21 protein-coding genes and 1 tRNA gene are annotated in these 24,202 nt (G+C 40.1%); 18 read left to right on the plus strand and 4 right to left on the minus strand.

The annotated features are described in order from the left end of the window. Window positions 1-133: 133 nt before the first annotated feature. From AC4GME_RS05720 to luxS, 8 genes are all read left to right on the plus strand, one after another. Window positions 134-210: transfer RNA gene (locus tag AC4GME_RS05720), tRNA-Arg, on the plus strand. A 655-nt stretch (window positions 211-865) separates the two neighbouring features. Further along, window positions 866-1,126, plus strand: a complete 261-nt coding sequence (locus tag AC4GME_RS05725; RefSeq protein ID WP_490377743.1) for an OadG family protein — start codon at window positions 866-868, stop codon at window positions 1,124-1,126. A 29-nt stretch (window positions 1,127-1,155) separates the two neighbouring features. Then, window positions 1,156-2,937 carry a sodium-extruding oxaloacetate decarboxylase subunit alpha gene (gene oadA / locus AC4GME_RS05730; RefSeq protein WP_490377744.1) on the plus strand — a complete coding sequence of 594 codons (1,782 nt, stop codon included), beginning with the start codon at window positions 1,156-1,158 and terminating at the stop codon, window positions 2,935-2,937. A gap of 12 nt (window positions 2,938-2,949) precedes the next feature. After that, the gene (locus AC4GME_RS05735) at window positions 2,950-4,080 is read left to right on the plus strand and encodes a sodium ion-translocating decarboxylase subunit beta (RefSeq protein ID WP_490377745.1); all 1,131 of its coding nucleotides are present in this window, start codon (window positions 2,950-2,952) and stop codon (window positions 4,078-4,080) included. A 79-nt stretch (window positions 4,081-4,159) separates the two neighbouring features. After that, complete coding sequence (locus AC4GME_RS05740) at window positions 4,160-4,576, plus strand: YqaA family protein (RefSeq protein ID WP_490377746.1); 417 nt, start codon at window positions 4,160-4,162, stop codon at window positions 4,574-4,576. A 76-nt stretch (window positions 4,577-4,652) separates the two neighbouring features. Then, on the plus strand, window positions 4,653-6,233 hold the full coding sequence (gshA, locus tag AC4GME_RS05745; RefSeq protein WP_490377747.1) for a glutamate--cysteine ligase: 1,581 nt from the start codon (window positions 4,653-4,655) through the stop codon (window positions 6,231-6,233). A 57-nt stretch (window positions 6,234-6,290) separates the two neighbouring features. After that, the gene (locus AC4GME_RS05750) at window positions 6,291-6,905 is read left to right on the plus strand and encodes a transglycosylase SLT domain-containing protein (RefSeq protein WP_490377748.1); all 615 of its coding nucleotides are present in this window, start codon (window positions 6,291-6,293) and stop codon (window positions 6,903-6,905) included. A 27-nt stretch (window positions 6,906-6,932) separates the two neighbouring features. Beyond that, on the plus strand, window positions 6,933-7,442 hold the full coding sequence (gene luxS, locus AC4GME_RS05755) for an S-ribosylhomocysteine lyase (RefSeq protein ID WP_490377749.1): 510 nt from the start codon (window positions 6,933-6,935) through the stop codon (window positions 7,440-7,442). 78 nt (window positions 7,443-7,520) lie between these two features. Here the strand turns inward: luxS and AC4GME_RS05760 are convergent, their stop codons facing one another. Beyond that, a complete protein-coding gene (locus tag AC4GME_RS05760) occupies window positions 7,521-8,795 on the minus strand; it encodes an HlyC/CorC family transporter (protein WP_490377750.1) in 1,275 nt (424 codons plus the stop codon). Window positions 8,796-9,389: 594 nt separating this feature from the next. Between AC4GME_RS05760 and AC4GME_RS05765 the strand changes: the two genes are divergently transcribed. Together AC4GME_RS05765 and AC4GME_RS05770 are read left to right on the plus strand one after the other, a co-directional pair. Next, window positions 9,390-9,518 carry a hypothetical protein gene (locus tag AC4GME_RS05765; RefSeq protein ID WP_490376466.1) on the plus strand — a complete coding sequence of 43 codons (129 nt, stop codon included), beginning with the start codon at window positions 9,390-9,392 and terminating at the stop codon, window positions 9,516-9,518. Between the two features lie 220 nt (window positions 9,519-9,738). Beyond that, on the plus strand, window positions 9,739-11,502 hold the full coding sequence (locus AC4GME_RS05770) for a glycoside hydrolase family 36 protein (protein ID WP_490379124.1): 1,764 nt from the start codon (window positions 9,739-9,741) through the stop codon (window positions 11,500-11,502). Window positions 11,503-11,642: 140 nt separating this feature from the next. Here AC4GME_RS05770 and AC4GME_RS05775 read toward each other — a convergent pair whose 3' ends face one another. Continuing rightward, a complete protein-coding gene (locus tag AC4GME_RS05775; RefSeq protein ID WP_490376464.1) occupies window positions 11,643-14,234 on the minus strand; it encodes an alpha-amylase family glycosyl hydrolase in 2,592 nt (863 codons plus the stop codon). Between the two features lie 581 nt (window positions 14,235-14,815). On the opposite strand from AC4GME_RS05775, the gene AC4GME_RS05780 reads away from it, so the two are divergent. Continuing rightward, the gene (locus AC4GME_RS05780; protein WP_490376463.1) at window positions 14,816-15,460 is read left to right on the plus strand and encodes an endonuclease I family protein; all 645 of its coding nucleotides are present in this window, start codon (window positions 14,816-14,818) and stop codon (window positions 15,458-15,460) included. A 5-nt stretch (window positions 15,461-15,465) separates the two neighbouring features. Here the strand turns inward: AC4GME_RS05780 and AC4GME_RS05785 are convergent, their stop codons facing one another. Beyond that, entirely contained in the window at window positions 15,466-16,257 is a 792-nt protein-coding gene (locus tag AC4GME_RS05785) for a cytochrome C assembly family protein (protein ID WP_490376462.1), read from the minus strand. Between the two features lie 162 nt (window positions 16,258-16,419). Here AC4GME_RS05785 and ffh point away from each other — a divergent pair, with 162 nt between their 5' ends. The 6 genes from ffh to AC4GME_RS05815 all read left to right on the plus strand — a co-directional run bounded on the left by ffh (window position 16,420) and on the right by AC4GME_RS05815 (window position 20,529). Continuing rightward, a complete protein-coding gene (gene ffh, locus AC4GME_RS05790) occupies window positions 16,420-17,847 on the plus strand; it encodes a signal recognition particle protein (protein WP_490379125.1) in 1,428 nt (475 codons plus the stop codon). A 246-nt stretch (window positions 17,848-18,093) separates the two neighbouring features. Further along, the gene (gene rpsP, locus AC4GME_RS05795; protein ID WP_490376460.1) at window positions 18,094-18,342 is read left to right on the plus strand and encodes a 30S ribosomal protein S16; all 249 of its coding nucleotides are present in this window, start codon (window positions 18,094-18,096) and stop codon (window positions 18,340-18,342) included. A gap of 24 nt (window positions 18,343-18,366) precedes the next feature. Beyond that, window positions 18,367-18,894 carry a ribosome maturation factor RimM gene (gene rimM / locus AC4GME_RS05800; protein WP_490376459.1) on the plus strand — a complete coding sequence of 176 codons (528 nt, stop codon included), beginning with the start codon at window positions 18,367-18,369 and terminating at the stop codon, window positions 18,892-18,894. A gap of 19 nt (window positions 18,895-18,913) precedes the next feature. Then, the gene (trmD, locus tag AC4GME_RS05805; protein ID WP_490376458.1) at window positions 18,914-19,660 is read left to right on the plus strand and encodes a tRNA (guanosine(37)-N1)-methyltransferase TrmD; all 747 of its coding nucleotides are present in this window, start codon (window positions 18,914-18,916) and stop codon (window positions 19,658-19,660) included. A 41-nt stretch (window positions 19,661-19,701) separates the two neighbouring features. Further along, window positions 19,702-20,055: a 50S ribosomal protein L19 gene (rplS, locus tag AC4GME_RS05810; RefSeq protein ID WP_490376457.1), complete on the plus strand. Its 354-nt coding sequence runs from the start codon at window positions 19,702-19,704 to the stop codon at window positions 20,053-20,055. Window positions 20,056-20,157: 102 nt separating this feature from the next. Next, window positions 20,158-20,529: a DUF454 family protein gene (locus AC4GME_RS05815; RefSeq protein WP_490379126.1), complete on the plus strand. Its 372-nt coding sequence runs from the start codon at window positions 20,158-20,160 to the stop codon at window positions 20,527-20,529. A gap of 18 nt (window positions 20,530-20,547) precedes the next feature. Here AC4GME_RS05815 and AC4GME_RS05820 read toward each other — a convergent pair whose 3' ends face one another. Beyond that, complete coding sequence (locus AC4GME_RS05820; protein WP_490376455.1) at window positions 20,548-22,470, minus strand: ATP-binding protein; 1,923 nt, start codon at window positions 22,468-22,470, stop codon at window positions 20,548-20,550. A 185-nt stretch (window positions 22,471-22,655) separates the two neighbouring features. On the opposite strand from AC4GME_RS05820, the gene hldE reads away from it, so the two are divergent. Beyond that, window positions 22,656-24,086 (plus strand): bifunctional D-glycero-beta-D-manno-heptose-7-phosphate kinase/D-glycero-beta-D-manno-heptose 1-phosphate adenylyltransferase HldE, encoded by a 1,431-nt coding sequence (gene hldE / locus AC4GME_RS05825; RefSeq protein WP_490376454.1) that lies wholly within the window; start codon window positions 22,656-22,658, stop codon window positions 24,084-24,086. The last annotated feature ends 116 nt before the right edge of the window (window positions 24,087-24,202 follow it).

Raw genomic sequence — 24,202 nt, forward strand, 5'->3', positions numbered from 1 at the left:
AGTACCTGGCTACGAACCAGGCGGTCAGGGGTTCGAATCCCTTCACCCGCACCATTCTTTGTAAACTTACTTAGGTAAGTTTTTTGTTTTTAGAGCTTTATAATATTAAATTCCACATAATATTATGCACTATGCGGGTGTAGCTCAGCTGGATAGAGTACCTGGCTACGAACCAGGCGGTCAGGGGTTCGAATCCCTTCACCCGCACCATCTCCATTTTTATTTTAATTCCCTTAGATATTATCTGTTTTCCAAAATTCGAAATTCCAAAATTCCAAAATTCCAAAATTCCAAATTCAAAATTCCAAATTACAAATTCCAAATTACAAATTACAAATTCCAAATTACAATAACTCTATTAATCCTATTAATTCCAATAATTTCTATCACTCCATCACTAAAAGTGAATAAATATCTATTTATTTTGACTGAATCATCGTTTCAATTTGTGCTTTATAGTTTGTTTTAGAGTCGATAAATACCTATTTTGAGTGCTTGCTACTCCGTTATTGAATCGTCTTTTAAGGTTTATTTCAGCTGGGGCTTTATTGCTTAAAAATGCATATACAATTGTAGGTATTTTGAGCGATTAAAGTGAGATCCCGCCCCACTTCCAATTTTCTGCTAAATCCCGTACAATGAGCCCCTTTTGAAGCGCCGTTTAATTCTCTTTATATCAATAGCTAATAGCTGTATTAAGGGGATAAGGCATGTTTCTTCGACTTTTAGCGTAGTTTTTAGTGGTGATGAAGGTTTGTTTGCTCACTGTTTATAAAACGTTAAATGCAGAATATTTATGAATAATTATTCATATGAATCTGTTTGTGGACATGCACTCGCTATGTGTAAAAAAGGATAATAAAGTATGGACGTTACTGAGTCGTTATTAAAAGCAGTCACACTATTAGGGTTAGGAATGACCTTTGTGTTTTTGTTTTTAGGTTTATTGATGATTGCTGTCACCCTGATGGCAAAATATATACCTGCAGAGGAGCCCGTTATTAATAAAAGCGTGGCTCAAAGAAAAGCAGCTTCGACTGCTTCTGCAAAATCGGAAATAAATCCAAAATTAATCGCAGCTATAACCACTGCTGTGCAGCAATATCGTAAAACTGCAACGGTATAATGGGGAACGAACAAATGGAGAAAGTGAATATGTCTAAGCCTCTGGCAATAACAGAAGTAGTATTACGCGATGCACACCAATCACTGTTTGCAACACGCATGCGTATCGATGATATGCTGCCGATTGCAGAGAAACTGGATAAAATCGGTTACTGGTCTTTAGAGACCTGGGGTGGTGCAACTTTTGATTCATGCATTCGCTATTTGGGTGAAGATCCATGGGATCGTATCCGCGCTTTAAAAGCCGCTATGCCAAATACACCACAGCAGATGTTACTGCGTGGTCAAAACCTGTTAGGTTACCGTCATTATGCTGATGATGTAGTTGAAAAATTTGTAGAGCGCGCACATAGCAACGGTGTAGATGTATTCCGTATCTTTGATGCAATGAATGATGTACGTAACTTTGAAACGGCAATTAAATCTGCTGTTAAAGTTGGTGCGCATGCACAAGGTGCGATCTCTTACACAACAAGCCCGGTACATACTATTGATAACTGGGTTGATATGGCAAAACGTCTGGAAGATATGGGCTGTCATTCACTGTGTATTAAAGATATGGCTGGTTTGTTAAAACCGTATGCCGCACAAGAGTTAATCACAAAAATTAAAGCCTGCACAGATATTCCATTAGCATTACATTGTCATGCTACAACTGGACTAAGTGTTGCAACGCAACAAAAAGCGATTGATGCGGGTATCGATATTATTGACTCGGCAATCTCTTCAATGAGTATGACTTATGGTCACTCAGCAACAGAAACCTTGGTTGCAATTGTTGAAGGGCAGGAGCGAGATACCGGCCTTGATCTGCATAAATTAGAAGATATCTCTTCTTACTTCCGTGATGTTCGCAAAAAATACGTTAAATTCGAAGGTGAATTAAAAGGTGTAGATCCGCGTATCCTGATTGCACAGGTACCGGGTGGCATGTTAACTAATATGGAAAGCCAGCTTAAGCAGCAAGGTGCTGCAGATAAGATGGACGAAGTATTAAAAGAGATCACCGCTGTTCGTAAAGACCTTGGTTATATCCCTCTGGTTACGCCAACTTCGCAAATCGTCGGTACGCAAGCCGTTATTAATGTATTAATGGGCGAGCGTTACAAAAACATCACTAAAGAAACTGCCGGTGTATTAAAAGGTGAGTATGGTGCAGCTCCTGCGCCAGTTAACGCTGAACTACAAGCGAAAGTATTAGATGGTGCACAGGCAATTACTTGTCGCCCAGCAGATAATCTCAAACCTGAGATGGATAACATTGCTGCTGAGCTTAAAAAAGTAGCCGCTGATAAAGGCATTAAACTGGCTGAGCAAGAGATTGATGATGCGTTAATTTACGCTCTATTCCCTGAGATCGGTCTTAAGTTCTTAGAAAACCGTAATAACCCAAACGCTTTTGAGCCAGTACCTAGCGCAGATGATCTTTTACCTGCCGCGGCGCCAGTGAAAAAAGGTCAAGCAGAAACTTATTCAGTTGCTGTTGATGGCCAGTTATTTACTGTACAAGTTGGCCCGGAAGGTAGCATTGACGGTATTACTGCTTCTGCAACCCCTGTTTCTGCAGCTGCAGCTGTAGTTTCAGCGCCAGCAGGTGAAGGCGAAGAGCTTCCTGCCCCATTAGCGGGTAACATTTTTAAAGTGTTAGTGAATCAAGGCGAGCAGGTAAATGAAGGCGATGTACTACTGGTAATGGAAGCGATGAAGATGGAAACTGAAATCCGCGCAACAAAATCAGGTATGGTACAAGCCGTTTTAGTCAAAGAAGGCGATTCTGTAGCAGTGGGTGAAGCCCTGTTTACAATCGGGTAAGGAAACAAGCAAGTGGATGGATTAACTACACTTTGGAATGATACAGGTATCGCTAATTTTGAGTGGCCTGGTCTGGTAATGATTGCTGTCGGTTGTTTATTATTATATTTGGCAATCGCACGTAAATTTGAACCTTTATTATTATTACCGATTGGTTTTGGTGCTATTTTAGCGAATATTCCCAATGCAGGTTTTACAGAGGAAGGTGGAATACTTTATTACATCTACCATATTGGTATTGAAACGGGTGTTTTCCCGCTAATTATCTTTATGGGAGTAGGGGCATTAACTGATTTCGGTGCGTTAATCGCTAACCCTAAAACCTTGTTTTTAGGGGCGGCCGCGCAGTTTGGTATCTTTGCCACCTTGTTTGGTGCAATCTTACTTAACCTAATCCCCGGATTTGAGTTTTCGATGCAGGATGCTTCTGCTATTGCGATTATCGGTGGTGCAGATGGCCCAACAGCTATCTTCCTGGCATCGAAACTTGCTCCGGATCTGTTGGGGGCGATTGCTGTTGCGGCCTACTCCTATATGGCGTTGGTACCCATTATTCAACCGCCGATTATGCGTGCGTTAACGACAAAAGCTCAACGTGAAATAAAAATGGAACAGTTACGTCCGGTCAGTAAAAAGGAAAAAATCATTTTCCCGCTTGCTGTTCTGTTGCTGACTATTCTATTTTTACCTGCAGCAACACCACTGGTTGGTATGTTCTGTTTAGGTAACTTGATGCGTGAATCAGGTGTTGTAGATCGTTTAAGCTCAACAGCACAAAATGAGCTTATTAATATCGTAACCATTTTCTTAGGCTTAGGGGTTGGTTCGAAACTATCTGCGGATAAGTTTTTAAATATCGAAACATTAGGTATTTTAGCATTAGGTGCGATTGCCTTTTCTATCGGTACTGCATCAGGCGTATTAATGGCTAAATTGATGGGTAAATTTTCCAAAACACCAATCAATCCATTAATTGGTGCGGCAGGTGTTTCTGCTGTTCCTATGGCGGCGCGTGTTGCCAATAAGGTCGGTTTAGAAGCAAACCCGCATAACTTCCTGTTAATGCATGCGATGGGACCCAATGTTGCGGGGGTACTGGGTAGTGCCGTTGCAGCCGGTGTGTTGTTAGCTTTGGTTGGCTAATTAAGCGTAAAATCAATTATCATATTTTTAAGGCCACTTATTTAAGTGGCCTTTTTTGTTCCTTAAAAGAGGCTTCTCTTTGTTTTACGAATTACTAACCTTATTTACCAGTAGTTTTGTTTCCGCCACTCTGTTTCCAGGTGGATCGGAGTTATTACTTATCTATTATCTGAAAAATAACCCTGCTGATTTATGGTTATATTTTTCAGTTGTTACTCTGGGAAATAGCTTAGGAGCATTGCTCACCTATTTCATGGGTTATTACTTTTATTGGGGAAGAAAAAAGGCGAAAAGCAAGCATCAAAAAGCATGGCTATTTTGTCAACGCTATGGAGTATCGGCTTTACTGCTTAGCTGGCTGCCCATTGTTGGTGATCTATTACCTTTGGCTGCAGGATGGCTGAAATTACCGGTCTCTCGCTCTGCCCTGTTGATTGTTATGGGAAAAGCGCTACGTTACGGGGTCATTGTCAGCTCTGTATTGTATTTGTTATAAAATAGTTAAAGCTTGTAAATTAGCTCTTTTTTAAGGTATTCTGCTAACACTTTTAGTTACTTCAAAGGGTCTGCTCTTGTCTCTCGATTTTCAGCAACGTTTAACCATTCTTGGTCAACAACCACAATCACTTGCCGGCTTTGGTCGAGGTATTGAACGCGAAGCTTTACGTGTTAATCCTGATGGAAAGTTATCGCAAAAGAGTCATCCTTATGCTTTCGGCAGCGCTTTGTGCCACCAGTCAATCACCACTGATTTTGCTGAAAGTTTGTTAGAATTCATTACTCCTGTCGCTAAAGATGTACAACAACTATTTGCGTATCTGAATGATATCCACCACTACGCAGCTAAAAATTTGGAAAACAACGAGACATTATGGCCGATTAGCATGCCATGTTTTGTTGAAAATGAAGAGCAGGTTGAACTTGCGCAGTATGGTTCATCTAATGTCGGATTGATGAAAACAGCCTATCGCCAAGGTTTAAAAAACCGTTATGGCAGTATGATGCAGGTTATTTCAGGTGTGCATTATAATTTTTCATTACCAGAAGATTTTTGGTCAACTTGGGCTGAAATACACGACTCTGATTTGTCTGCTCAAGAAGCTCAATCTGCGGGGTATATGGGCCTTGTCCGTAACTATTTTAGATATGGCTGGGTGATCCCTTTCCTGTTTGGTGCATCTCCTGCTTTATGCCAATCATTTATTCAGGATAAAAAAACAGATCTTGAATTTAAAAGCATAGGCAAAGGGACTATTTATTTACCCTATGCAACATCATTACGTTTAAGTGATTTAGGTTATACCAATAGCGGGCATTCATCACTGAATATCAGTTATAACTCTCTTGATAATTACCTATCTTCGGTGTCGCAAGCTTTACACCTAAAATCCCTTGAATTTAAAGAGATGGGCATAAAAAAAGAAGATGAATATGTGCAGTTAAACGATAATGTACTGCAGATTGAAAATGAACTTTATGCATCAATTCGCCCTAAACGAGTTCAAAAAGGCAGCGAAACACCATCACAAGCCCTTAATGCTCGTGGTATTGAATATATTGAGATCCGTTCATTGGATGTTAACCCTTTTTCAAAGGTGGGTATTACCGAGGAGCAGGTTAACTTCTTAGATCTGTTTCTTACATGGTGTGCGATTCAACCTTCCGAGCAAATGTCAGAAGCACAATCGGTGCATTTTGCGAACAATTTAAATCTGATTGTCACACAAGGCCGCAAGCCCGATTTAAAACTGGAAATTGATGGCCGAGAGCAAACCATTGCGGCCTGGGGGCTGTGGTTAACTACACAGTTAAAAGAACTTGCCGCGGTTTTAGATAAGAGTGAAAACAGCAGCCGTTATCAACAGGCAATAGCACATATTGCACCACGTTTCGGCGCGCCTGAATTAACCAGTTCAGCGCGGATCTTGCAGGTAATTAAAGATGAAAATTCTGATAATGGCCCACTGGCATTAAGCCTGTCGAAAACTTATAAAGCGGAGTTAATCACCCAAGGTTATCAAGTTTGGTCGGATCAACATTTTCACCAAGAAAAATTAAATTCATTACAAAAACAGCAAAAAATTGAAAATGCAGATAGTGTGAGTTTTGATCAATATCTACAGCAATATTTTATCGATGCAGCAAAACAATAAAATAATAATATGATGCAGGTTTTTGTTAATCTTGCTTAGGACACGGAAGGAAGTGAAATGGATATGAAAAGAAAATTAATTTTTATTTTTTGCGCTCTGTTTTTAACGGCTTGTGCGACACCTCCTCCTCAAAATCCTGATAATATTTGCGAGATATTTTTTGAGCATCGCGACTGGTACGATGCGTCCAAAGATATGAAAGATACCTGGGGAACCCCTATTCATGTGCCTCTGGCAATGATGTATCAGGAAAGTAGTTTTAAACATGATGCCGCACCACCGATGCAATACTTCTGGTTTATTCCTATTGGCAGAGCAAGTGATGCTTATGGTTATGCGCAAGCTAAAACTATGACTTGGGATGATTATCAACGCGAAACGGGCAACAGTTGGGCGGATCGTGATGATTTTGCAGATGCAATTGATTTTATGGGCTGGTTTACCCATAAAACCCAAAAAATTAATGGCGTTTCCAAGTGGGATGCTTATGGGCAATACCTGAATTACCATGAGGGTTGGGGGGGGTATAAAAACAGGAGTTACAATAAAAAACCTTGGTTAATTAAAGTATCCCGCAAAGTTGATAAACGCTCGAAGCAATATGCAACGCAGTTACGTGGTTGCCAGGAAAATTTAGATTCAAGTTGGTTATGGCGATTATTTTTCACCTAAACCCAAACGTTATATAAAGGAAAGAAGATGCCATTATTAGATAGTTTTACTGTTGATCATACTATTATGAATGCACCAGCAGTACGCATTGCCAAAACAATGCAGACACCAGGTAAAGATACAATTACGGTTTTTGATTTACGCTTTACAGCTCCCAATAAAGATATTTTATCGGAAAAAGGTATCCATACACTTGAGCACCTTTACGCGGGGTTTATGCGTGATCACCTGAATGGTGATAATGTCGAAATTATCGATATTTCGCCTATGGGCTGCCGTACCGGGTTTTATATGAGTTTAATTGGCACGCCGTCAGAAGCACAGGTTAGTGATGCTTGGTTAGCTTCAATGAAAGACGTGTTAGCTGTGAAAGAACAAAGTGATATCCCTGAATTAAATGAGTACCAGTGCGGCACTTATTTAATGCACTCATTAACTGAAGCTAAAGTGATTGCACAAGCAATTATTGATGCGGGTATTGGTATCAATAAAAATGAAGATATTGCGTTAAGTGAAGAGCAACTGAAGCAGTTGTAATTTTTAGCATAATAAAAAGAGCGCCTGTTCTTGAAGCAGGAAAGGCGCTCCTTTTGATGATTGCAACAGCTTACAAGATCACTTTTGTTCGTTGTATAAATGCGGCATTACTTTCACTAACTTAACCATGTTATTTTCAACCTCTAAAATTTCCATCGGATAACCGCAGATTCGCGCACTTATTTTACTTGTCGGAATCTCTTCTAAGTGTTCAATGATTAATCCATTTAATGTACGAGGCCCATCTGTCGGCAATGTCCAACCCATCTCTTTATTAAGATCTCGAATACCTAAGCTACCTTCAATAATATAAGAGTCATCCTGCTGTTTGTAGATCTCTTGTGAGCTATGTGGCTCATGAGTGGTGGTAAAATCACCAACAATCTCTTCTAAAATATCGGCAAGTGTTACTAACCCTTGGATATCTCCATATTCATCAACAACTAAACCGATACGCTCCTTATTATGCTGGAACTTAATAAGCTGCGTATTTAGTGGCGTGCCTTCGGGAATAAAATATAACTCTCTAACACTGCGCAGTAGCGTTGTTTTTGTAAAATCTTCTTTTAGTAAAATCAGCAGAGAATCTCGTGCATGGACAAAACCGATCGCGTCATCAATGGTATCGCGATATAACAATGTCATGGTATGGGTGCGATGTTTTAATTGTTTGAGTATGGTATCCCACTCCTGGTTGATATCAATTGCCGCAATCTCATTACGAGGGATCATAATCTCATCGACAGTCACTTTTTCAAGCTCAAGAATACTTAATAACATCTGTTGGTGATGGGCCGGGATCATACTGCCAGCTTCATGCACGACTGAGCGTAATTCATCACTTGAAAGTGCATTATCATTTTGATGTGTGACGTTAACACCAAATATTTTTAATAACCCATTAGATATACCATTAATGAACCATACCAATGGACTGAGCAGTTTTTGTAATGGGCGTAATATAAGTGAACTTGGAAAGGCGATTTTTTCCGGGTAAAGCACAGCTAATGTTTTCGGGGTGACCTCAGCAAAAATTAAAATAACTAATGTTAGCGTCCCTGTTGCGATGGCAATACCTGCATCGCCAAATAAACGCTGTCCAAGAATGGTGGCCAGTGCAGAGGCGAGAATATTAACCAGATTATTACCGATTAAAATCAAACCAATTAATTTGTCTGGTTGATTTAGCAGTTTTTCTACACGAATCGCGACTTTGTTTTTGTCTTTTGCAAGGTGACGTAACCGATAACGGTTAAGTGACATCATGCTTGTTTCTGAACTTGAAAAATAAGCCGAAATCACAATTAAAACAATAAGTGTTATCAGTAATGCACTGGTTGGAATGTCGTTCAAAGTATTCTCATTTATATAGGTTAACGTTTATTAATTAATGATATTAGCGAAGAAAAAAGCATAAAACAAAGATGATTTTCCAGATCATTACATTCAATTGAAAATAACGATATTTAATTAGGCTCTTTTAAATTTTATTTTTTAAATAAAAAGGAATAAACATAAGCTTAAAATCTAAATTCACCTTTGTGTCTATTCTGATTTTGGCGCATTATTATTACTTTCTCTGTTTAGCTTGCTGACTTTAAAAGCGACCAGTGAATCGGATAATGAAGCGCGTATTTATCAGTTATTCAAAGGGAAATATATACCCATTCTACTTCAAGATGCTAATTCAGAGGCTAGCTCGAATGCCATGACAAGGCGCAACATGATGAGAATGGTTATTCCCTTTTCAAGTGTTGCAACGCAGTACTGGCTTTCGAGCTAGCCTCCCTTTGGGCAAGCCGAGAGATAACCATCTTCAGCGTTATGAAGCATTGATTTAGAGTGACTAAACCTTCAACTTCATGCCTTGAATATGGTCATCTCTCAACTTGCTGATTTTGCATCTTGAGGTAGATTGGGTATAACACCATTGTTCAAGTTGAAGGAATGGTTGAGCAAGGTAAGCTTTCACTGGATGAAGGTAAGCAGATAGTCACACAAATTTTACGAGAGAATAAATATAGTGTTTATGTTGCAGATCAGGTTATGAACTTCGTGGTAACTTTCCGTTTATAATTAAATAAATGCATAGGATAGCTCTGGCTACTCCATATCTGCCCTGTTTTATCTCTAACCAAGAGCCGTGGAATTATGCTTTTATTATTGATTTTAAAGCCTTTATTTTATGCTCAGCAGCGTTCGACAAATAGACTTGCCATCAGTGTAAATACCCTTGTATCCCTATCTTTACAACTGCTATTCTAAGTTTATTTTTAATGTACAGATATTGGAGTTCATGATGTTTTATCAATCAATTATTGCTCATATTCAATCTTTCAAAGGTTATGTTGTTGCAACATCTTCTTTGCAGTCACAGTCACTATGGTTAACGCGGGAATGGCAGCAGAACAGCTGCAAGTGGCGACTTAATAATAGCGCTAACCATTCAATAAAGATTAAAGAGATTGTTTTGTTTGATGGGCAGCTTGAGCTCTCTGATGATTGCCCTTTTTACGGAGAGGGTTTTCAGATGCTGGCGCAAACCGGTGGTTCGGTAAGCCAACCCAAAGCAATTGGCCGTTGTCCTGATATCAGTCATTATCGACTTCCCTGTGAAGATGGTTTTCACAGTAGCTATAACTATATTTTGTTATCGCCAAAGCCAAATCATCATCTGTTATTGGGTTTTAGCGCCTGTTTTCGATTTAGTGGTACATTCCGACTATCAGCAGATAAGCGCTTAAAAGTTACTTTGGATTGTGAAAATTTAAGCTTAGCTGGTTTTAGTCACTGGCAGGGCGAACCGCTGGTAATGTTGGAAGGATCTGATCCGGAGCTGTTATTGCAGCAGTACGGCGATATGCTTAGCCAAAATCACGCCCCTCGAAATGCATCTCAGTTTTCCAAAAAAGCACCCTCAGGTTGGTGTTCTTGGTATCACTATTATGCTGATCTGCATGAAAAAGATATTAGTGAAAATTTACAGCAAATGGCGCAACAGTTTCCAGATCTTGATTACCTGTTGATTGATGATGGTTACCAGGCGTATATGGGAGACTGGTTAAGCCCTTCGCCGCGTTTTGGAGCGGGTTTAGCGGGGATGGTTGAGCAGATCCATCAGGCTGGTATTAAACCCGCCTTATGGTTAGCACCATTTATTGCAGAGGGTAATTCAGATATTTTTAAGCAACACCCGGATTGGTTTGTAAAAGATGAAAACGGCGCACCACTTGCTGCTGAAAAGGTGACCTATGGCGGCTGGCGCTGTACTCCCTGGTATGTCTTAGATGGTACGCATCCACAGGTACAACAGCATTTAAAAGCATTGATGACTTATCTCCACCAGGAGTTAGGAATCACTATGTTTAAACTGGATGCGAACTTTTGGGGAACGATTCATGGCGGTTATTTTTACGATCAGAATGCAAGCCGAATAGAGGCATATCGCCGAGGTATGCAGGCTATTGGTGATGGTGCAGGAGATAGTTTTTTATTAGGTTGTAATGCACCGCTCTGGCCCTCTTTAGGACTGGTTGACGGGATGAGAATCGGGGATGATGTTGAGCGTAATGGTGATCGCTTTTATCAGATCTCGCAGGAGATATTACATCGCAGCTGGCAAAACCGAGTATTATGGTTAAATGATCCTGACTGCATCACCCTTGAAAATATTGATCAGCAAGTAGCTACGCCTGAACAGTACCGATTACATCTGTTAACTATGTTGGTTTGTAATGGTTTGCTTATTTCCGGTGATCGATTGGCTGATCTGAGTGAAGATAATAAACATAAATTAGTGCGACTGCTTAACAGTGAGTTTGCTGGTCAGCCGGTACACTTTAGCAGCAGAGATTTTAATCATGGGGAGATCCGTAAAGGCACTGCTACATTGCACCTTCTGTTTAACTGGGATAATGAAACACAAGAGTTCAGATTACCATTACAGAAGGGACAACAGAGCGAGGGATTTTTTGGCGATGAGTTGTTATCTGTGCAGGCCACGAATGAAGTGTCGGTTAATATAGCTGCGCGTTCCGCTGTTGCCGTGATAATAAAATAACTAAAATATTTTTATTATCAAATATCGGCATGCAAATAAAAAATCCGAAAGCAGATAAACTATTTTCGGATTTTTATTTTACATATAGCAAGTTGATAATATGCCATGCTAGTAAGCAGACATATTAATTACTACCCGTTTTATTGAGTAAAGATAGTCACTGAAGTACCTTCTACCACAGCACTGCCTGATAAACCTGATACATTAGCTGCACCGTTAGCATCTGCAACTTTTGTCCAGCTACCTGATGGTAAAGTGATGTTCTGGTTATTGCCACTGTTGTAGACAATAAACAGATTCTGGCTGTCATCAGGGTAAGTGATATAAGCACTTACAACTTGACCGCCGTATATATCCGGGCGATCAACAACCATATACTGAGCAATCTCCTGGTTACTGTTCATACGCATACCAGCATGACTGCGACGTAGATTGATTAGTGTTTTAAAGTAGTTAAATGTTGCCGCATTATCAGCTTTGTTAGCCCAGCGGATTGCATTAAAGCTATCCGGTGCATTGTAGGTATTATGAGTACCGCCGTGGTCTCCATAGTTCCATGCTGATGCATTTGCCATATCCTGGTTGTTTGTTTTAGTGCGCAGGAATTCATCACCGGAATGGATAAATGGAATACCTTGGCTGGTCAGAACCATACCCATCCCGAAGTTCACAACACGTTTAGCATAACCAAGATCTGCTGGTGGTGTTAACCAATCTACCTGATGAGAACTGTTTTGTGATACGTTAGTTGCAAGACTCAGGTAAACTTTATCCCATAAACCAAAGTTATCATGTGCAGAGATATAGTTGATCGTCTGTTCCGGATCTGAAGCATAGTTACGGAACCATTCACCGTTACGGCTATCGTTCGGGTTATAACCTGAACCACGTAAACCATCATAGATCCCCCAGCCTGAATCAGCTGCTGCTACATTGTTAAACATGAAACCTGTGCGCGTATCATCATTAGAGCCTTTAATAGCTTCACGGAAGGCACCGTTAAATACACCAACATGTTCTTCTACCATATTATGTGTTGTGCCGTAACGCACACGTTGATCATTTTTAGGATCTGATGCATAACCGTTCCATGGTTCACCATAGATTAGTAAGTTCCGATCTGGGAATGTTGTGTTCATATAACTACCCCATTTTTCAACTTCCTGATAGGAGAAGATACCGATTAGATCAAAACGGAAACCATCAATACCGTATTCATCAACCCAGTACTCAAGAGAATCCTGGATTAAACGACTTACCATTGGCACATCACCATCAATAGAGTTACCAGTACCAGACAGATCCGTAGGCGTGTAATACTGGCCGGTGATATTTTCAAACATCTGCTTGTTGTAGGTATGGTTATAGACCACATCCATAATTACGCGGATCCCTGCTTTGTGGAATTCATTAACCATTGTTTTGAATTCACGAGCACGCTCTTCGTAGTCAGTCGCTACTTTGGAGTAACGATCTTCCGGGATATTGAAGTTACGTGGATCATAACCCCAGTTATAACAACCATTACTATCTGGTAGGCCGTCACAAGTAGCATAGTCATAAACAGGAAGCAGCTGAACGTGAGTAACACCTAACTCTTTAAGGTGATCAATACCTGTTTTAACACCGTTATAAGTGGTGCCGGCTTCAACCAGGCCCATAAACTTACCATGATTACCAGCGCTTACACCTGAGCTTGAATCAATCGTAAAGTCACGTACATGCATCTCATAGATGATTGCATCTTCACGTTCAATAAGTGCAGGACGACTTGCCCATCCACCTGTTGGATCTGTTTTAGACATATCCATAACGATATTAACTGCTTCATAATCACCCGTACCTGGTTTTGCCATTTTACCGTAAGGATCACGAACTTGCTTAGCGTTGATTAAGAATGTGTATTGCGCTAAATGTAAGTCACCGCTTACTGTTACTTGGTAAACATTATTGTAACCAGCAAAGTCAGCGACTTTCTGCATGCTGTGTTCAATGCCGTTAACACGTACTTTTACATTCGAGTGATCTGGTGACCAGATAGAGAAAGTTGTGCTGTCTGCAGAATAAACGGCACCTAATGTTTCACCTGTCGGTGTTTCACAGCCTGTCGTACATTCACCAACACGGGTCAGGGTGTAGTGTTTTGTCGCATCATTAACTTGGATTTTGTAATCACCGGAAACTGATGTGTAGATATCAGTACCTGCCTGATCTAAGTAACCATCTGCGCCTGTATCACCGTAGTTTTCAGCCCAATCGCCTAATACGTCAAATTTAAAGCGTTGATCTGCTTGTCCACTTAAAGAAACTGTGATTTCCCATGTATTGTCTGCAACTAATGTCATTGCACTTGCAGCCCAGCTATTTGCTGTGCCACGGAAATTTAAGCTGGCAAAGTTTTGCGCAAATTCATCTGGATCAACAGTGCCGTCACAGCTTGCTACTTCAGCAAGTTCGATATTATGGCTGTTAGCATAAAATTTAATATTATAAGTTTTATTGCCAGTTACGAGGTAATCGGAGGCTGGATAGGCTTCAGTCCAGTCACCGAAACGGTCAATTTTAAAACGCGGATCACTGTCTGCAAAACTCTGACATGTTTGAAATAGGTCGCCAGATACATAATCTAAAGCGGTTGTTGCCCAACCATTAGAAGTACCACGGAATTCCCATTCAGCTTGTGCGCTAAATGATGCTGCGATAATACTCAAGGCGAGTAATTTTTTCTTCATCTGTTACATCCTTGTTATTGACCTTTTAAAATAAGGCCATTTTTTTGTTAAAATAAACGCTTCTCTCGTACAGAAACTACCTTGTGCCGTCCCTGCACATTCGATTTACAACTTTTTTGCTATCCATATGACAATAGATAAAACCAACTGATTTCATTAAGCACTGCTTACATGAAGTTATATTTCAGTAGGTTGGCGCGTATTCTGTTCGATTTATAAACAATGTCTTGCATTAGCATTTGGTAATATAACAAGGTTCAAAGAATCTGAAAGAATAATACAAAAAATACGCTTACACTCACAAACCGCTCAATAAAGAAACAGATCGTTCATTTGGTAGTCAGTTGAAGTTGTATTTCTCGATGACTAGCTTTACATGCGCTGTAAAATGTTGATTTATTGGTGAGTTCTATTTAACTAATGGCTTTTGCGGGCGCCTGATATTATCGAAGCATAAAAATATGTTTTGTTAATTCAGGTAGTTTCCCATCAATTATTTATTCTTGCTTCTATTATTCCCTCTTTCAGTTTTGGCAAATTCTGGAAATGAAACCAATAACTCCTTCAGCAAAGCTAAAAGAATGTTGGAAAAGAAGATCCACCTAACGCAGCTGGAGCGGACAACGCTTTATTGCAATGCAAGTTTTGATATCCATAAAAACATTTCAGCGCCAGATGGTTTTATCACCACAAAATATAAAAAGCGCGCTAAAAAAGTGGAGTGGGAGCATGTTGTGCCTGCGGAGAATTTGGGTCGAAATTTTAGCGAGTGGCGAGAAGGTGATTCACTGTGTGTTAATAACAGAGGAAAAAGCTTTAAAGGACGACGCTGTGCTGAAAAAGTGAATCAAAACTACCGCTATATGCAAGCGGATATGTATAACCTTTTTCCGGCGATAGGAGCGGTTAATGCGGCGCGAAGCAATTATAATTTCGTGATGCTAACAGAACAAGCAAGCAGTTTTGGCTCATGTGCAATGAAAATCACCAATAAAAAAGTTGAACCTCCGGTGTCTGCAAGAGGACGAATAGCCCGAGCTTACCTGTATATGCAAGCGACTTACGATAAATATAAAATGAGTAAGCAGCAATCTCAGCTAATGAATGCCTGGCATATTCAGTACCCAGTGAGCCGGTGGGAGTGTTTGCGTGGTGAACGGATTGCCGGTTTACAGGGTAATCTTAATCAGCTGTTAATTGAAAGTTGTGCTAAGGCCGGTTATTAACCTATCTAACTCAGGATAATTTCCCGTACAAAGCGACTGCCAAAATAAGCAAGCGTCAGTAGTGATGAGCCAATAATGGTGATGCAAACGGTAAAACGGCCACGCCACCCTTTGGAAAAACGCCCCCATAATAATACTGCATAAATAACCCAGGCAATCATAGAAAGAATTGCTTTATGCGCTTTACCTTGTGCAAACATATCATCAACAAAAATCAAACCAGTCAGTAGCGTACAGCTTAGTAAAATAAAACCGATCAAAATAAACTGGAATAAACTTTTTTCCAGCGTCATCAATGGCGGCATCTTAATTTGTGTTAAAGGCAGCTTGCGATTTTTCAAACGATAATCAAGATAGGCCAGCTGCAAGGCAAACAGGCTGGCAATGGTTAATATTGAATAGGCCAGCAGTGCAAAAATGATATGTGCCCCAAATTGAGGGTGGGCTTCTAAATGAGTAATATAATGGCTTGGTAAATAAACAACGGCAATAAAGTTGATCACTGTAAAACCATAAACAACAGGGAGCAGAACACCTGTATTAAGTCGTTTACTGGCGATGGTAGAAAGCAGTGAAATAATGAAGGTCACTAACGACAGTACATTTAAGATCGGCAGGTTTTGCCCGTTAAGTATAAAAATATGTTGATATAACCAATTTGCATGGCTTAATAGTGCCAAACTAATTGCAATAAAAAACCAATTAGGCAGTGATTTATTAGGCGTAAATAGTTGTATGGTGGCAATCAGCCCAGCCATAATATAAAAAACGCTACTAATTAATGCAAAATAGTCCATATCACCCTACATAATAATTACTTATAAATTTTAATTATACGCTCAGCTGTACGCTTAAAACAGTATTTATCTGCTTTATTAAGCGGATCAGAAGTTAATACTATTTTGAAAAAGCAGAATTGCGTATAATCAGTTTTATTTTTTTAGCAACGAGATCTGAACATGTTTGAGAATTTAACCGATCGACTGTCGAAAACCCTGAAAAACATCAGTGGCAAAGGACGCCTAACAGAAGACAATATTAAAGATACTCTGCGTGAAGTGCGCATGGCTTTATTAGAAGCGGATGTGGCTTTGCCTGTTGTTCGTGACTTTATTAAAGCAATAAAAAAACGTGCGGTTGGTCAAGAGGTTGCTAAAAGTTTAAGTCCTGGTCAGGAGTTCATTAAAGTTGTTCAAAATGAACTTGAATTGGCAATGGGTGAGGTTAATGAATCATTAGACCTTGCTGCACAGCCTCCTGCCATATTATTAATGGCAGGTTTACAAGGTGCGGGTAAAACAACTTCTGTTGCAAAATTGGCGCGTTTATTAAAAACACGTGACAAAAAAAGTGTGTTGGTGGTTAGTGCCGATATTTACCGCCCAGCTGCAATCAAACAACTGGAAACACTTGCCGGTGAAGTAGAAGTCGAGTTTTTCCCAAGTGATATATCACAAAAGCCAATCGATATTGCCAATGCCGCCATTGACCATGCGAAAAAACAATTTATTGATGTTGTTATCGTCGATACAGCGGGTCGTCTGCATGTAGATAAAGAAATGATGGAGGAGATTAAAGATCTTCATCATGCAATCAAGCCGGTAGAAACACTGTTTGTTGTTGATGCAATGACAGGTCAAGATGCTGCCAATACCGCAAAAGCATTTAATGAAGCACTACCTTTAACGGGTATTGTCTTAACCAAAGCCGATGGTGATGCGCGTGGTGGTGCTGCACTTTCTATTCGTCATATTACCGGTAAGCCGATTAAATTCATCGGTATGGGTGAAAAGGTTGATGCATTAGAGCCTTTCTATCCGGATCGTATCGCCTCGCGTATTCTTGGTATGGGGGATGTTCTTTCCTTAATTGAAGAAATTGAAACCAAAGTAGATAAGAAAAAAGCGGAAAAATTAGCCAATAAAATTAAAAAAGGCAAAGGTTTTGATTTAGAAGATTTCCGTGAACAGCTTGTGCAGATGAAAAACATGGGCGGTATGACGGGCATGATGGATAAGCTTCCAGGTATGGGGCAATTACCTGATGCTGTTAAAAATCAAGTTAATGATAAAACGACCGATATAATGGAAGTAATTATTAACTCTATGACTAAAAAAGAGCGCGCTAAACCTGAAATTATCAAGGGTTCACGTAAACGTCGTATTGCAGCTGGCTCCGGCACACAGATTCAAGATGTTAATAAGCTACTTAAACAATTTACGCAGATGCAGAAAATGATGAAAAAAATGTCCGGTAAAGGCGGCATGCGTAAAATGATGAGCGGCATGCAAGGTATGTTACCACCGGGTATGGGTGGTGCCGCGGGCATGGGCGGTATGGGCGGTATGGGACTGCCTCCTGGTCTGGGTGGGTTTAAAAAGAAATAAGCTACTCTCTGCATAAATAGTAAAAACCCAAGCCGAATTAAAATTTTAGCTTGGGTTTTTGCGTTTCAGCACGCCAAAATGCATTGGAAATACAGATTCGAAGCTAAGGCATCTGGGTGACGTTTAAGTGAAAGTGTGATTTTGATTGTTCTTTTTACTAAGAAGAGTATAATTTTGCGGCTTTCTACAAAAGCAGGTGGTCAGAATATTCTGGCTGATGACGTTTAATAATTAATAGAGGACGATATGGTAACTATTCGTTTAGCTCGTGGTGGCGCTAAAAAACGCCCATTCTACCAAGTGGTAGTAACTGATAGCCGTAACGCACGTGACGGCCGTTTCCTTGAAAAAGTAGGTTTCTTTAACCCTACTGCACAAGGTCAAGCAGAAAAATTACGTTTAGATACAGATCGCATCAACCATTGGCTTGGTCTTGGCGCACAGCTAAGTGATCGTGTAGCTAAATTAGTAAAAGACAACGCTGTAGCTGCATAATTGCAGTGTGGTGAGGAGACTTAGGTGAGCGAAAAAGCAGAGCCAATTGTAATAGGTAAATTTGGTGCGGTTTATGGCATCAAAGGCTGGTTAAAAGTCCACTCCTACACCGATGATGCTGAAAGTATTTTTGAATACAAGCCGCTGTTAATGAAATCAAAAGGGCTGCTTCAAGAAGTTAATATAACGGATTGGAAACGTCATAGTACTGGTTTTGTTGCTAAAATAGCAGAATTTGATGTCAGAGAAGATGCACAAGCCTTAGTCGGCTTAGAGCTATTTGTTGACTCAAAAGAACTTCCTGAATTGGAAGATGATTTCTACTGGCGAGATTTAGTCGGGTGTCAGGTTCAAACTGACAAAGGTTACCATTTAGGTGTTGTCACCGAAATAATGGAAACAGGCTCAAATGATGTGCTTGTTGTAAAAGCCAACGCGAATGATGCTTTCGGACAAAAAGAACGGTTAATTCCGTTTATTGAACAGCAAGTAATCTCTAATGTAGATATTACAAGCAAATTAATTGAAGTTAATTGGGAACCTGATTTCTGATTACCCTAGGAGAAAAGCGATGTGGATTGGGGTTGTAAGCCTCTTCCCGGAGATGTTCCGGGCCATTAGCGAGAATGGGGTAACAGGTCGAGCGATTAAAAATAATCTGCTTTCGATTCAATGCTGGAATCCCCGAGATTTCACCTTGGACAAACATAGAACGGTCGATGATCGTCCCTATGGTGGTGGTCCTGGCATGTTAATGATGGTGCAGCCTTTACGGGATGCCATTTTAGCAGCTAAACAGGCAGCCTTTGAGGCAGGACATGAGGCAAAGGTGATCTACCTTTCTCCTCAAGGACAACGTTTAGATCATTGTGGCGCGCAATCATTATCAAGCTCTGATGCTTTGATTTTGGTAGCTGGGCGCTATGAAGGTATAGATGAACGCGTAATTGAAAGCTTAGTAGACGAAGAATGGTCTGTGGGTGATTATGTTTTAAGTGGTGGCGAGTTGCCAGCGATGATCTTAATTGATGCTGTGGTACGTTTTGTACCGGGTGTTTTAGGTCATGTGTTATCAGCCGAGCAGGACTCCTTTGCGGATGGCCTGTTAGATTGCCCACACTATACGCGTCCTGAGGTGTTAGATGGAAAACAGGTGCCAACTGTATTATTGAGTGGTGATCATGAAAAAATTCGTCTTTGGCGATTAAAGCAATCACTGCAGCGTACGAAACAAAGAAGGCCCGATTTATTAAATAACCTAGCTCTGACTGACGAGCAAGCTAAACTGCTTGCTGCTCTGGAAAGTGACTCCAACTGACCAGCGATGTTATTGGCTAACTAGGTAATAAAGGTATTAAAATGAGCAATATTATACAAGCAATTGAAAAAGAACAGATGCGCACGGATATCCCTAAGTTCGCACAAGGTGATACTGTAGTTGTACGTGTTCGCGTAAAAGAAGGTGAAAAAGAGCGTCTTCAAGCATTTGAAGGTGTTGTAATCGCTAAACGTAACCGTGGTTTACACTCTGCTTTCACAGTTCGTAAAATCTCGAATGGTGAAGGTGTTGAGCGTGTATTCCAAACTCACAGCCCAATTGTAGGAAGCGTTGAAGTTAAACGTCGCGGTGTGGTTCGTCAAGCTAAACTATACTACTTACGTGAACTTACTGGTAAAGCTGCTCGTATTAAAGAGAAGCTTGGTAAGAAGTAATTTCTTGTCAAATTGCTATATAGCAAGCCTTGTTTAGATAAGGTTTAGCTATAATAAAAGGCCCGCAAATTGCGGGCTTTTTTCTATCTGAAATAAAAAACAATGCCTAAAGTAATTTATCGTTACCTGTTAATTTTTATTGCGATCTTAAGTATCTTGCTTGGTTTACTTGGTATTGTCTTACCTATTCTGCCAACCACCCCTTTTTTTATTCTCGCGCTTAGCTGTTTTGCCCGCAGCTCATCCTATTTTCATCACAAGCTATTAACGATTCCCTATCTAGGTGAAAGTTTGCGAGATTGGGAAAAAGAGAAAAAAATCGACAAAAAGCGTAAATCACAGATCTATCTGATCATTGTGGGTACTTTTTTTGTTTCGATCCTGCTTTTACATGCACACCTTTTATTACAACTGTTACTTATTTTTATTATGCTTATATTGCTGTTTTTTATCCGCAGCATTGCGCATAAATAACCGCTCACCATGCAGGTATTAATTTGTCCGCAAAGATAAGTTTTCACTTTCTATATAAGGATTGAAAACCGGTAGTGTAATAATAAAACGGGTAAACTGATCGGTTTCAGATTCAATCTCTATAAAGCCATTATGGCGTTTAATAATTTGCGAGCAGATTGTTAGGCCAATACCTAAACCAAAGTTGCCTTCACGTTTGGTGGTGTAATTCAACTCAAATATCTTAGCTCTGGTATGTTCCGGAATGCCTGGACCATCATCTTCGATAATGATTTGAATGCTAGGTGTTTCATCATAAGGAAGATTTATAGTCGATATTTTCAGCGTACCTTTACTGTCGGTCGCATCAATGGCATTGGAGATGATATTGGTCCACACTTGCTCTAATTCAATCGGGTGGCAGTCTATTTGTGGTAATTGCTGATACTCTTTAATCACCTTGTAATGTTTTAGTTTGTTTTCAAAAATAATGAGTGTTTCTTCTAAACCTTCATGAATATTTGTGGGGGCGCATTTTTCACTATCTTGCCCTGCGTAATGCTTTAAGCTTTTAACTAAATCTGCAATACGTGCTGCACAGGCATTACTGTTGCGCAGAATAGTGCCTGCTTGATGGTATTTACTTAATAATGAAACGCTCTCCTGGAAATTACGATTATTTTCCTGCGGAATATTCACACCATCTAAATTCATATTTACTAACTGTTTAGCCAGTTTTTTATCTTTTACTGTTGCTAGTAGTTTTTTAGTTCGTTGACGAACTTCTGAAGTGGAAAGGGGGATCAGCGTTAAACCCTGTTGTAATGTTTTTTGTGCGAGTAAAGAAAACTCACTTTTAGTATCATAACTAAGCAGGGTGGAAATATGGGTTATTAACGTATCTGAGCCCCGTAAAATAGCGGCTACTGGGTTATTAAGTTCGTGTGCAACGCCTGCGACTAACTGTCCTAAAACAGCCATTTTTTCACTTTCGACCAATTGATTATGAGCAGCATCCAAAGATTGCAAGGTTTCTTGCAGTGCTAACTCAGTGGAAATACTATGCTGCAGACGGCGATTGAAATTGCGCAATAACAGATTGGTAAAGGGGGCAAGTAGCGCTGAATTTGACTGCATTATTTGTGAAAAAATCGCGTTATCTACTTTTAATACCTCCGTTTTAACTAAGGTTATACCCGTGCTAAAAGCGGCTTCCTCGGTTAAAAAAGACATACCACCAACCATAGTGCCTGCTTGCATAATGGTGATATCTTGCGTTTCTCCCTGGGCATTACGTTTTTTAAGCAATACTTCTCCCTCGGTGATAAACCAAAGAAAACGGTTTTTTTCCCCTTCGCGTGTTAATAGATGGTTAGCACGATAGCGACGACGTACATTATGCTCATCCTTCTCTTCCAATACTTTATATAAAGATTTAATCACTAGATTAGATAACTCAGAATCGGAATAGAGCGAATAATCCAGAAATCTATCTTGAAAATCGGAAGGACTGGAAAGTTCGGGTTTATCCAATAAGCAGGTTTTATCAACAATACTACTGTGTAATTGGCTGTGCTGTTGATGGTTTATTTTGTAACTGCTCATTTGTGTCTGCACAATATGGGTCAGTTCTTGTGCCTGGTAGGGGAGTTGTAAAAAATAATCTATATGCCCCTGGTTAATACAATCGGTCAGCAGCTTAACGCAGGGGTTGGCTGCATAAATAATTTTACGCATTAAATTACATTGAGAACGTTTAAAAATAGAGATTGCATCGCCGTCATTAAGTGTTTGAGCGCACAATATTAAGGCTATATCTTGGCTGCTTTGTAATATTAATTGTTCAGCTTGCTGCAAGTTTGTCGCTTCGATAACGCTCAAACGTGCGCTTAAAGGTAGAAGATCCTGTTTAATTTGTGCAAGACGCTGTGAATCACTATCAACACATAAGATGGTTAACATAAGTGCACTCCGATTTTATTAATAAGACAGTATAGGTTTGCGTTGATTTTTTGTAAGCCTCTGTTTTTTCTTCCTATGATCTTAGTCAAAAGCAAAAATGGCTAATAATTGAAAATGTGATTATGATAACCTTACAAAATATGATTATTGAAACGACTGAGTTTAAAAATTAAAAGAGAAATAAGATGAAAATAACATTACCGGAATATGAAAATGCACAAATATTAGTGGTTGGTGATGTAATGTTAGACAGATACTGGCATGGCCCTACAGGGCGGATCTCTCCTGAAGCGCCTGTACCTGTTGTGAAGGTTGAAGAAATAGAGGAACGTCCGGGTGGCGCTGCCAATGTGGCATTAAATGTGGCTGCGCTTGGTGGTAAAGCCACCGTAATTGGTTTGGTTGGTGATGATGAACCCGCTAGCGCACTGGCAAACGGGTTGAAATCTGTTCATGTAACTACTGATTTTGTAACCGTTAGTGATTTTCCGACGATCACCAAATTACGTATATTAAGCCGCCATCAGCAACTGTTACGTGTAGATTTTGAACAAGGTTTTCACGATGTAGATAGCGCACCTATTTTACAAAAAATGCAGGAAAGTTTAGCGGATAAGAGTAGCGTAGTAATTCTATCGGACTATAACAAAGGCTCGCTGGCTGATGTGCAATTAATGATTCAGCTTGCTAAAAAATCAGGTGCAAAAGTACTGGTTGATCCTAAAGGAGCTGATTTTGAAAAGTACCGTGGCGCGACGTTATTAACACCTAACTTATCTGAATTTGAAGCGGTTGTCGGGCATTGCAAAACTGATCAAGAAATAGTTGAACGTGGCCTGGTTTTACTAAAAAGATTCGATTTAGAAGCACTGTTAGTAACGCGTAGTGAAAATGGCATGACCTTAATACGAGATGGACAGGAACCATTTCATCTGCCAACACAAGCGCAAGAAGTTTATGATGTAACTGGAGCGGGCGATACGGTTATTTCTGTATTGGGATCGTCATTGGCGGCTGGTAGTTCATTCGAACATGCCTGTACTTTAGCGAATGCAGCTGCTGGTGTTGTTGTCGGCAAGATTGGTACATCAACAGTGAATACCATTGAATTGGCGAATGCTGTTTATAGTCAGCAAGAGATCGGTTTTGGTGTGCTTTCGCAAGAGCAGTTACAACTTGCTGTTAAACTTGCACAGCATCGCGGTGAAAAAGTAGTGATGACCAATGGGTGTTTTGATATTTTACATGCCGGACATGTTTCATATTTAAACACTGCTCGTGAACAAGGGCAGCGCTTAATTGTTGCGGTAAACAGTGATCAGTCAGTACGAGATTTAAAAGGTGAAGGTCGGCCAGTCAATCCGGTTGAACGCCGTATGGCAGTCTTAGCAGGACTAGGTGCTGTCGATTGGGTTATTGAATTCAGTGAAGATACACCGCAACGTTTAATTTCTGAAGTTTTGCCGGATCTGTTAGTTAAAGGTGGTGATTACAAGCCGGAAGAGATTGCGGGTGGCGCTGAGGTTATTGCCAATGGCGGCTCCGTGCGTGTTTTACAGTTTGAAGAGGGTTGTTCAACGACCGAGATAATTAAAACAATTCGTAATGAAAGCTAAGGGAAGTTTCTTACTTGCATTAATAACAGTTCAGAAATAATACTTTAGTCGCGCCTCGCATTTTGCGCGACTAAAGTCGCACTTGCAAAAATAAATACCAATTTAACAACCACTTA

Source organism: Psychromonas sp. (genome assembly GCF_983033635.1).